This window comes from Chamaesiphon sp. GL140_3_metabinner_50 (genome assembly GCF_025361915.1).
Taxonomy (GTDB): domain Bacteria; phylum Cyanobacteriota; class Cyanobacteriia; order Cyanobacteriales; family Chamaesiphonaceae; genus Chamaesiphon.
The window spans coordinates 1-11,112 of sequence record NZ_JANYJC010000124.1 but is presented as its reverse complement, the minus strand read 5'-3'; the positions used below and the strand labels follow the sequence as shown (position 1 = coordinate 11,112).

12 protein-coding genes are annotated in these 11,112 nt (G+C 45.1%); 3 read left to right on the top strand and 9 right to left on the bottom strand.

Going from position 1 to position 11,112, the window contains the following annotated elements; translation table 11 throughout:
* The 3 genes from Q0R35_RS06670 to Q0R35_RS06660 form a co-directional block, all read right to left on the bottom strand.
* The coding region (locus tag Q0R35_RS06670; RefSeq protein WP_295615312.1) for a carotenoid oxygenase family protein at positions 1-1,281 on the bottom strand (1,281 nt) is incomplete at its 3' end.
* On the bottom strand, positions 1,282-1,686 hold the full coding sequence (locus Q0R35_RS06665; protein WP_295615311.1) for a hypothetical protein: 405 nt from the start codon (positions 1,684-1,686) through the stop codon (positions 1,282-1,284).
* Positions 1,687-1,882: 196 nt separating this feature from the next.
* A complete protein-coding gene (locus Q0R35_RS06660; protein WP_295615310.1) occupies positions 1,883-3,007 on the bottom strand; it encodes a THUMP domain-containing protein in 1,125 nt (374 codons plus the stop codon).
* A gap of 252 nt (positions 3,008-3,259) precedes the next feature.
* Here Q0R35_RS06660 and Q0R35_RS06655 point away from each other — a divergent pair, with 252 nt between their 5' ends.
* On the top strand, positions 3,260-4,126 hold the full coding sequence (locus tag Q0R35_RS06655; RefSeq protein WP_295615309.1) for a metallophosphoesterase: 867 nt from the start codon (positions 3,260-3,262) through the stop codon (positions 4,124-4,126).
* A 48-nt stretch (positions 4,127-4,174) separates the two neighbouring features.
* Here Q0R35_RS06655 and Q0R35_RS06650 read toward each other — a convergent pair whose 3' ends face one another.
* From Q0R35_RS06650 to Q0R35_RS06625, 6 genes are all read right to left on the bottom strand, one after another.
* Complete coding sequence (locus Q0R35_RS06650; protein ID WP_295615308.1) at positions 4,175-4,849, bottom strand: hypothetical protein; 675 nt, start codon at positions 4,847-4,849, stop codon at positions 4,175-4,177.
* Entirely contained in the window at positions 4,819-5,313 is a 495-nt protein-coding gene (coaD, locus tag Q0R35_RS06645) for a pantetheine-phosphate adenylyltransferase (protein WP_295615307.1), read from the bottom strand. Before coaD ends, Q0R35_RS06650 begins: the two co-directional genes overlap by 31 nt.
* Positions 5,314-5,504: 191 nt before the next feature.
* Entirely contained in the window at positions 5,505-6,698 is a 1,194-nt protein-coding gene (locus tag Q0R35_RS06640) for a homocysteine biosynthesis protein (RefSeq protein ID WP_295615306.1), read from the bottom strand.
* A 39-nt stretch (positions 6,699-6,737) separates the two neighbouring features.
* Complete coding sequence (locus tag Q0R35_RS06635; RefSeq protein ID WP_295615305.1) at positions 6,738-7,019, bottom strand: antibiotic biosynthesis monooxygenase; 282 nt, start codon at positions 7,017-7,019, stop codon at positions 6,738-6,740.
* Positions 7,020-7,051: 32 nt separating this feature from the next.
* On the bottom strand, positions 7,052-7,633 hold the full coding sequence (locus Q0R35_RS06630) for a hypothetical protein (protein ID WP_295615304.1): 582 nt from the start codon (positions 7,631-7,633) through the stop codon (positions 7,052-7,054).
* A 58-nt stretch (positions 7,634-7,691) separates the two neighbouring features.
* A complete protein-coding gene (locus Q0R35_RS06625) occupies positions 7,692-8,897 on the bottom strand; it encodes a DUF4336 domain-containing protein (RefSeq protein WP_295615303.1) in 1,206 nt (401 codons plus the stop codon).
* A 451-nt stretch (positions 8,898-9,348) separates the two neighbouring features.
* Here Q0R35_RS06625 and Q0R35_RS06620 point away from each other — a divergent pair, with 451 nt between their 5' ends.
* Both Q0R35_RS06620 and Q0R35_RS06615 read left to right on the top strand, forming a co-directional pair.
* Entirely contained in the window at positions 9,349-10,701 is a 1,353-nt protein-coding gene (locus Q0R35_RS06620) for a Mur ligase family protein (RefSeq protein ID WP_366944835.1), read from the top strand.
* Between the two features lie 37 nt (positions 10,702-10,738).
* The gene (locus tag Q0R35_RS06615; RefSeq protein ID WP_295615301.1) at positions 10,739-10,987 is read left to right on the top strand and encodes a hypothetical protein; all 249 of its coding nucleotides are present in this window, start codon (positions 10,739-10,741) and stop codon (positions 10,985-10,987) included.
* Positions 10,988-11,112: the final 125 nt, after the last annotated feature.

Genomic DNA, 11,112 nt, shown 5'->3' with positions numbered 1-11,112 from the left:
CCAAGTATTCCGTTTGCTGGGATTATCGCCAGTATCGCTGAGAAAATTTGCTTTAAGTACGGCTCCTGTATTGGCATCGATCGTGTATCGCGCTACGCTATTGAGATCTACTGGTGCGGGTTGGAAGCCGCGAAATTCTTTGCGCAAGCATTTGATAGGTGCGACGGGTGGTAAACCTTTATTCACCCCAGCTAACACTTCAATTCCTTTAGTGAGCGCGGGAGTAGCTTCACAGTCGGGATTGACAGATTCGTCGTATTCACCAATCCATTCCGTTACATCCCAACCACCATTATGCGCCGACATTAGGGTAATTTTGCCGTCGGGATTGCGATAATCGGTGACAAAGTGCGAAACTTCGCGCGGGAGGACGATTTTAATCGCCGTTAGCGTCGGCTGTTCCCCTGGTGGAATCGGGAGATCGAGATCGGCTCTCTTCACCAAATACAAGTTAGCATAGGGCAATGGCTGAACTAATTGCAGAAATACCAGCGATAGCCAATAGCCGATTTGGACTGAATATTTGCGAATTCCCCCAAATAAAAACGGTGCGAAAATCTGCGAGAGTTCGATTTTAAAGGCAATATCGCCGACGATAATATAGTCTTCCGTCAACGCCATCTGGTGAATCGCCTGTAAAATAATTACGGGTTCGCCATTGGGTAATACCAATCGCCACTTCTCAAAGCTGTTACTATCAAAGCGGTAGCGCACCAAACTGGTAAATGCACCCCACGGATTTTTGAGAATAATTCCCTCTCTACCCTGCTTATCTTTGAGCCACCGTCGGAACCTGTCGATAACACTAAGTAAACTCAATCCGGCTGAATAATTTGCCGTAATAAATTCCCCCGCGCCATCGCTCGACTGAGATCGATCGCAAACTGGATGCGCTGGATTAGAATAAGGCTGGAAAACTTGCGTTAGCCATGCGGGTTGTTTGGGAGCCAATCCTTGCCAATTACTCGCCGCACCAATCGGTTCGAGCAATTCGAGCGAGTCGGGATCGATAATATGGGGACGCGCTGCATCGAAGGTAGCCAATAGATGCTCTTTAGTCGCCAGAAAAGCGGTATTCATTTGGTTGCGAGTCCCCAGCAATAAGCTATGGCGCACCATTCCCCCATCGAGAAAACGATAGCCAGGTTTATCGAATTTGGGTAATAATTGCGCGGCGAGATCGGCATAATAACATGGCGTTTTCATCATCCGCGTTTTCAGGATCGCTTTACCTCCTTCAAAACCGAGCCTGTAAAGCATCCCATCGCCATTCAGCACCATTCAATCGGAGCGGGCATATCGATCGGTACTGAAGGACGTTACAGGCGGCAACGGACAAGCAAAAAAGGCATACCCATAGAGATCTACAGGCAGATCTCTAGTAACGGGAATTTGCGATCGCACTGCTGCGGGTAATCGATCGAAATATGTGGCAAAAGTGGCAAAATCGGCAGTTAATAAGGTGCCATAAATCGGCTGTCGTTTGGCACTGAGTTCGCGTAAAATGTCGGTATTTACTTCAGCCGCTAATTCTGGCGTGAGATACACGCATATTTGCGCTTTGAGTGGAGTAGAATCGTGTTCTGTTCTGCGTTTGCGGACATCTTCTAGATTGGTACCGATCGCCGAATACGGTGTAAAATTTACTCGTTCCCCAGCATCTGCAAAAGTTTGGACATCAGACATCGATCGTACCTCCGCAGATGAAATTATTTCTCATACTACTAGAGTCCCCACAATCTTGGCGCGTGTAATTCTTTTTATTTACATAATTTTGAGTAAGGAGTAAGGAGTAAGAAGTGTGGGGTGTGGGGTGTGTTCGTATTTCCTTTTCACTACTCCCTATCCCCTATCCCCTATCCCCTATTCCCTATTCCCTAAATTAATACATTTCATATTTCATCAATTGACAAGCGATCGTTCCATTATAAACAGTAGTGCGTTGAGCCGATCGCAACCCGATCGATTTTGCTAACTCTTTATTTCCACTTAATACAAATGCCGTCCAACCTTTAAAGCGATTTTTCAGCACATCGCCTAACAGCTTATAAAAAGCTCCCAAATTTTCATCGCGTCCCAATCGTTCGCCATAGGGAGGATTACAAAGTAAAATTCCGGTATCGGCAGGAGCTTCGACATCAGCTAACTCTTTTTGGGCGAATTGAATGTAACGTTCTACCCCAGAACTACGCGCATTCGATCGCGCCTGTTCGATAATATCAAAATTGCGATCGCTCCCAATAATCGTCGCCTGTAAATCTTGTTTTTCGCCAGATTCAGCCGACTTAATCAATCGATCGAATAAGTCCGGATCGAAGTCTAGCCAGCTCTCGAAGCCAAACCGATCGCGGAAAATACCTGGCGCGATATTTAGTGCCTGCATGGCTGCTTCTAGGGGCAATGTTCCCGAACCGCACAGCGGATCGATAAAGGCTAAATCGGGTGTCCAGCCGGACATTTTCATTAGTGCGGCGGCGAGAGATTCTTTGAGCGGTGCATCGCCGACAGCAAATTTATAGCCGCGTCGGTGGAGGCTGCTACCAGAGCTATCTAGATTGACAACACAGATATCTTTGTCGATATGGACGTTAATGCGGACGTGGGGATCGTTAATATCGACATTCGATCGTTCCCCAAATTTTTCGGTTTGTTGTTTGGTAATTGCTCTTTTGACTTGAATCGCGGTAAAATGGCTGTGGTTAAGCTGTTCGTTTTTGCCTGTAACAGTCACAGCCATCGTCAAATCTGGAGTCAGGTATTCCCCCCACTCGATTTGCTGGATGCCCTCATAAAGTTCGGCATCGTCAGCACTAGGAAATTCGCCGAGTTTGACTAGCACTCGAAATGGCAACCGCGCCCACAGATTGACGCGATATAATAATTCTCGATCGCCCTGAAAAGATACGCCACAAAAGCCTTGCGCCACATTCTGCGCCCCTAATTCTGTTAGTTCCCGCGCTGCTAATTCTTCTAAACCTCTGGCGACGGTAGCAAAGTATTCACTCAAAATAATTCCTCAGTTCGGATGCAGCTTGTCACCAAGCCATCTCTTATTATTCCGCAAATCTCCGGAATTGCAATTGTTACAATGGTAGCTAGTCGATCGGGGATAGTGAATAGTGAATAGTGATTAGGGAATAGTGATAAGAGCTTTAATTTTCCCAGTCTCTTACTCCTTACTCCCATCTCCCTACTCTCATCTCCCATCTCCCGGCTAGTGAGCGAAGCCGAACTACCCATCTCCCCGCTGAATCCTACAATGAACAAACATCAACCGATGATGCTCTGGCGAAGATTTGCGCTTGGAGCGATTAGATTTATGTTAATTGCGATCGCGCTATTATTTACGACTAGCGTTTACGCCCAAGGTGTCGAACCGCGTTGGTTTGCCGTGAAAACTATCGATGTTAAAATAGCAGGGCTAGATCCGGTCTTTGAAGGATATAAAATAGTTCAACTGACAGATATTCACGCTCGATCGGCAATGATGGATCGTGCGGGATTAGAAAAAGTAGCCAAGCTTGCCAACGAACAAAATCCAAATTTAATTGTCTTAACTGGCGATTATATTACTAAAGGTGCCAGCCAGTCTGAAGAGATGCTGGGCAATGCTTTTAGCCAGATGAAAGCCAAGGATGGGGTGGTTGCGGTGATGGGCAATCACGATCGCGGCGAAGACAGTGCGCCACTAGAACGCGCACTAGCAAAGGGCAATATTAAACTTTTAAATAATGATGTTTATTCGATCGATCGACAGGGCAAGTTATTAAATATTGCTGGTGTCGATGATGTGTGGATGAAGCGAGTAGATCTTCCTAAAACGATCGCCCGATTACCAAATACTGGGGCTAATATTCTGCTGGCTCACGAACCAGATTTTGGTGATTTTGCGGCAAATACCTTTCGATTTGAACTCCAACTATCGGGACATTCTCATGGCGGACAAATCGCGATCCCCTTCGCTCCCAGAGTCACGCCACCCTGGGGGAAAAAATATATCAACGGACTATATCAGATCGGGGTTATGCAGCTCTACGTCAGTCCTGGAGTCGGTACTACAGGGCCGCCAAAAGCACGATTCAACTGTCGTCCCGAAATATCTGTCATCGTTTTACATCAAGTTTGAGAGCGAGTTAGTTATTAAAATCGCTCTCTAGCTGAGTCAGGATCGATTTTAAGCGACACGATCGACAGTCGAGGACACATCCCGATTCAACCGCTGTCTACCGCGTTGAATGGCTTGTAAAATGTCACTGAGCTGATATTCCATATTATGCAGGACTCGATCGGCATATTCATCAGCACCATCTTGAATCTGCTGACACTCGATCTTGACTTGCTCCCGCATCCGTTCGATGTCCTGAAAATGTAGTTCGCTCACCCGCTGAACTTCACTCGCGGTTTGCTGTCTGAGCTGTTCGCATTCAGAGATTGTTTCTTGGCGAATTTCACTAGCTTCGCGTTCGGCGCGCTCGATAATTCCTAATTCATTGGCAACTTGATAAGCGCGTTGATTCGCCTCGGCGAGAATTTGTTGAACTTGTTGCTGTGCTTCTTTAATCAGTCGCTCTTTGTGGCGAACTATTTCTTGTGCGGCGGCAATTACTTCCGGTAAATGCATCCGGATCGTATCAATTTGCTCTAACAATTCTGCTTCTACCACCACCGTTTTGCCCGTCAATGGTACGCGCGGACTGTTTAAAATCCGCTCTTCTAATCGATCGAGTGCTGTAAAAATAGCAGAAGATTCTAGGTTTTTTGGTTTAATTTCGGTTTCAGTCGGTCGATAATCTACACTTTTACGTGGGATATTTTGTGCTATCGATCGGTAGTGCGTTTGTTGTAACATTGGTAGATTTCCGAGGCAACATGAGGTGAAACGAGGTGATCGATCGAACCATTAAACCTAGCGATTTCTTTGACAATGCTACTGCTCAAGAAACCATACTCTGTGGAAGTTGCTAGAAATACTGTCTCAATTTCTGTAGATAAAGTCTTATTGGTGTGAGCCATTTGCAGTTCTTTCTCAAAGTCAGACATGACTCTCAGCCCTCGGAGCAATACTTTTGCGCCGATCGTCTTTGCATAAGTCACGGTCAATCCATCAAAGCTATCGACTTCGACTTGAGGCAAGTGTTTAGTTGCCGTCTCGATCTGGCACAGACGTTCTTCAACCGTAAACAGTGGCGTTTTACCGGGGTTTTGCAGTACTGCTACTACCACCCGATCGAACAACTTACTCCCGCGCTCGATAATATCTAGATGACCTAGCGTAATCGGGTCGAAACTACCGGGGTAAATAGCTATTACCAATCTATATTTACTTTTGTTGAATATTTGTTTTCATTCTGATGATAGTAATTTACGATCGTCCTCTAATTAAACCATCTATTCTTCACAATTTCTTAATTATTCAAATTTGCTAGTCATAAGTTTCAAGAAACTTACATGACTCATCAAATATAACTCGTTCGACTACGTAAGTTGAGCAATTTAAGTATAAATTAATCTTCTAGTAAACTCGGCATCTGACGGCGATCCTGAGGGATAAAGGCACGGTCGGTTGGTAACTTGGCAACTGCTTCGGCGAGCAAAAATTCACCGCGATCGATCGCCGCTTTTAACTCAATTGCCACTTGACGCGATCGATAGATACTAGCTAGAGGAGCAACTCTGACAGTTTTTCCTTCAATTTTAATCTTGCCAGATTTAAGTTGTTCGTAGCTGACTAGACCAAATGTCGGACGCACCCGACGCGGGATCGAAAAATCGACGATCGGTGCGACAATATGCCGATCTTGAACTCCGCACTTAGTAACAATTCCTGCATTTAATACTGGAATCGGTACGCCCACACCTAGCATCAGTGAAGGGCCATAATTTTTGAAATAGCACCCCCGCACCCACTTAGGATTCATCTGTTTGGCATCGCCAATTAGTGCCAAAGTCGCCCCAGGGCCAATTGGCGTGCGGTTCTCGGCACGTTTTTGGAGCGGGAAATGCTGGGTACCTTCCCAAGCCACGTAGCCGATGCCCCCACCCAACCAGATCCGGGTACCGATACCAATCACATCCAAATCGGGATCGTTGAGCAATGGCGAAATCGCACCAGTATTCGAGTAAACCGCATTACCCAATCTAGGCTGTAAGGGGCCTAGATAGGTGTATAACTGCCGATCGCCACCATTGACACCCACAATGAAGTTTTGATATAAATTGCGAGGGTTATAGAGGTAAAATTGATTGATCGAATCTTTGGTAATAGTCGTATCGAAACTCGCACGCGGATAACAATCGGTGGCTTGTCCGATCGCCCGGAGATTGACACTTTTCCCGGCAATTAAATCGGCGATAACATGTGCGCCGCCACGCTCTTTACGATCTTCGTCGCCGATTTCACCCGCATAGTCTACTAATTGAGTCGCGCCTAAATAAAGATCTACCGCACCAAACCCTGCATAAGCCGGGACTCCATCCAGCGTACACGATCGAATTTTAATCGGCGGATCGGTATGTCCTAAATTAAGAATCGCCCCCGATGATTCCATCGGTTCAAAGCTCCCGGTGGTAATTACATCTACCAGCTCGGCAATTTTATCGCAGCCTAGTTCGTCAATCTTGGTTTTTACTTCATCGATCGTCCATACTACCGCTTGGTTGCGACTAATTTTGTCATTGATTTCGTCGATTGTTTTCATATTAGGAAGGAGCGGGGAGTGGGGAGTAAGGAGTAGATTTTATAGAGTGCCTGAGTCTAGTTGTTCTAGATAGATAAATTCAGGAGATTTTACGCCAGCTTCGATTCTGATTTGAACGAGTTGGGGAGATTCAAAAAATCTTTTGGCAGCTTCGATCGATGTCCATGCCGAGAAATGTACGATCTGGTTGGGATTATTTTCGTACTTTAAGACTTGATAGCTTCGCTCTCCAGCTTCTTTGCGAATTACAGCGGCTTTGTCGAATACCTGCTTCCAGACAAGATAATCTTCAACCTCATGAATTATTAATACATATTTCATAATTTATTTAGTTGTTGCGATCGATCGAATCGTTAATCTTTCACCCACAAAGCCATGCCGCCAGTGCGTCCGCGTGCGGCGATTTCGTTAGAGCCAGCCCAGAAAAATGCAAAAAATGGTAACTTAGAGATAGAGCTAGTTTCGAGGTTTGGTTCGCCATTTTTACCACTGCGAATTTTACCTTCATAAATGACCTTACCAAATACCTTAAATTGAATTTGGGTAAAATCGAATACTAATAAATTTTTCTTACCGGGATAACGACACGGCCCAGTAAATTGAATTTGGATATTACCGATCGATAACTTATTAGTAGCAGTACCAGTCATAGCAGATGTTAAATCTTTAGTAAAGGCGATCGATGCCGCGATAAACTTTGGTAGATAATAGCCGCGCCCGATTTTTACACCCTTACTTTTATCTTTGCTGGCTCCTGTCGCAAAACACAGTCGCCATTCACCTAGTAAAGAGTCGAATGGAATTGCTATTTTCTCTTGCCTGGTATTTATCTCCGCCGATTGTAATGCCGTCTTGAGTTCGGCAATTGTGGGACGATTTGAAAATTGCGCCCCTTGATGTAAAATAGTTGCGAAATCTGAATTAATAATATCCACTATAATCCTACAATAAGTTAATACCAACGATCGCATTCAACTTTCGATAGATCGGCATCTAGCGACGATCTTGCGATGGAAAGATAATTCGCCAGCGGACTAATTCTCGATCGATTTGTTGTAATAACTGAAAGTCCGATTTTGGTAAATCTAAATCGGGGGAATTGCGATCTAGAAAATCAAAAGCTGCGCGAAAATCATCTGGTGTCGCGACAATTGGTGCATCGAAGTGACAGGGAATAATCCGATCGAATTCCCATTGTGCCACGCGATCGACCCAGGAGATCGTTTGTGTGGGCGCGCGATTGAGAATTAATATTTGCAAGATCGGAGCTACTAATAATCTACCGCAGTCGTGCAAGTCTTTAAACCCCTGTTGCCATCCCGATCGCCACTCAAACGGGTATAATCCAAAATAGTTCTGTCGCGATCGATCCTCAGCCGTGAATAACTCGCGCCATGTCTCCCCCCACTTGCGGATAGTTAAGCTGCTAGGCTGGAAATACAGGGCAAATAAGCAGATTCTGTGCCATCCCTGGAGTCGATTGGCGAGAGTATCGGAGATAATGTCGCTGGCTCGATCCCTAGCATGAAATAATAAGGGCTGAGGATCGAGTTGGACGATCGACGGTGGTGCGATCGGAATTGAAATTATCGAGTCTGTGACTAGTAGCGTCCGCGATTGACGGTGTAAAAAGGCAACTTCGGCAAATTGTCCGGGGCCGAGATCGATCGACTCTAAAATGGCATAATCAAACTCATCCCCAAATGGCGTTCGATGGCAATCTGAAGGTAAAACCTGCGTGCGTCCGATCGGTAATCCCAGCCAACTCAATGGTAAATTGATGGGGAAACTCCACTGATCTGGCGTTATCCACACCTGCGCCTGCGGAAATTTACGCGCAAATGGGCCGACAAATACCTTGTGTTCTAACCCCGAAATTGTCGGTAAAATAATATATTTAACATCGCCGTGAATGGCTACCAACTCATTGAGCAATTGCAAACATTCGCCTGTAGGTGCGACAGGCGCGTAAACGAGCAAACCACCTGCCGCCAGCTTTACCACCGTCATCCGAATCGGCACCACTACATAAAAAATGCCCTGCAACTGCTCGAATGTCCAAATCTGCCCCGGTTCGATTTCCGTGCGGAGCGTGCGCCGTTGACGATAGGGGTAAATCGGCAATGTGAACCAAAATTGCCAAGCTCGATCCGCCGATTCAACCGCACTTGGGGTGCTAACTCGTTCTTCCAGGGTCACTAGCCGACTCCCAGTAATAGTAGTGCATCGATGTTCATCAGAAATATTTATTACAAAGCCAATAGACGATCGCACTCAGGAAGAATCGCATTATTACACTGAAACGCTACCTTCTTGTAAATTAGATCTCTAGAGATCGGTAATTCCGATCGTGAAAATTGAGATCGGTGATGGTGGTTTTTAAAAATAAAACTCCTGCAACCCGCATTCTGTCGTCAGCAACCTGACAGATATGCTCCAGGGGAGCGGGCTTTCCGCCAACGATCTGCTGAAATAGTGCCAGAGTTTTAAAATCAGAATTGCTGTTTGAATCTACGAGTTAACATTATCCCACAGACTCGATCGCCTAGCAGACCAAAACCTGTCCCCAACTCTTGATATAATATGCACCTTCAGGTGGTGCAGTCACCCCGATACGAGTCCATCGCTGAAACAGGGTGCTAAGGTGCAGATAAATTTATTAGATCGAGTCAGATTGGGGATTGCGGTATTTGCAGCCAAAACAATTACCTCCACAATTCGCACATTCAAACTAGGTGCGGCGAGCGTACTGCCAGGAACTATCGGCAAACGACTACATCCGCAGATTTTAGCTCTACTTTCCCAGCAGATTAAATATGGAACGATAATCGTCGCCGGAACTAATGGTAAAACGACTACTTCCTTGCTGCTGCGAGGCATTTTAGAAAAAGATGGTTGGAAAGTCGTACATAATGAAGCGGGAGCAAATTTAGTCAACGGCTTAATTACGACGCTATTAGAAAATACCAGCTTGACGGGAAAACTTAAAGCAGACTATGGAATTTTAGAAGTCGATGAAAATGTAATTCCGATCGTCATTCCCCAACTCAAGCCTAAATATATTATCGCCCTAAACTTATTCCGCGATCAACTCGATCGATATGGTGAAGTCGATACAATTACCTATCGTTGGGGTAAAGCCATCGCCGAATTAGACAGCGATACAATTCTCGTTACCAATGGCGACGATCCCGCACTCGCACATTTAGGGCAACAATTAGCCACTGGCGACAAACCCAAACAAGTTAAATATTTCGGATTGAGCGAACCAGAATTATATCTAGATGAAATTCCCCATGCGGTAGATTCTATTTACTGCCCTAGTTGCGGTACCGCGCTCGAATACAAGGGCGTTTATCTGTCCCACCAAGGCGATTTCGATTGCCCCAAATGTAGCTTCACCAAAAGCAAGTTGTCGATCGATAGTAAAGAATGGCCGCAAGTCTTAATCGGCGTTTATAATAAATATAATACCCTCGCTGCCATTACCACAATGGAATCGATCGGCATTAGTAAGCCTGTAATTCTCGATACCATTAGCACCTTCCAAGCCGCCTTCGGTCGATCGGAAGAAGTAATGTATAAGGGTAAGAAAGTGCGGATTTTATTAACTAAAAATCCTGCCAGCATGAATGAAACCATCCGCGCAGTCAGTCAAGTTAACCAATCCGGCGGCGGCTCAGTAAGTTTAATGCTACTCAACGATCGTACCCCAGATGGTACCGATGTCTCGTGGATTTGGGATGTCGATACCGAAAAATTTGTCAACTCTGGCGGCACGATTGTAGTCAGTGGCGATCGGGTTTACGATATGGCATTACGATTAGAATATAGCAAAATCGATCCTCATAGCGGTGCTAAAATAATCATCAAAGAAAATCTCAAAGAAGCGATCGATACCGCGATCGAACTTACCTCATCTACTGAAATTCTGCATATCATCCCCACCTATTCCGCCATGCTAGACGTTCGCGAAATTCTTACTGGCAAGAAAATTCTCTAAGATAAATTACGATCCGATCTTAGATCGGACAACGATCGTGACAACCGATTTCTCATCGAAAGAATGGACAATCGAAACCGACCTTAAAGAAATATTAGACAAACTAGACCGTAAGATGGATCGAATGCAAGAAGATATTACAGAACTTAAACTCGGTCAAGCTAAAATAGAAGGCGATATTAAAGCTCTAGATAATAAAGGCTCAGTAATTCAGCCAATAATTACGGGTATAACAGTAGCCTTTGTCGGTGGCGGATTATTGGCTCTTTACAAATACTTGCCATAATAATATTTGCTAGTTAAGATTAGCTCCGATCGCAAATAAGAATGAGAATTTTGTCAGAGTCACCAAATCGACATTCAGGGATCCAGAAACAAAGCATCACCACCTAATTATGACCCAAACTTTAG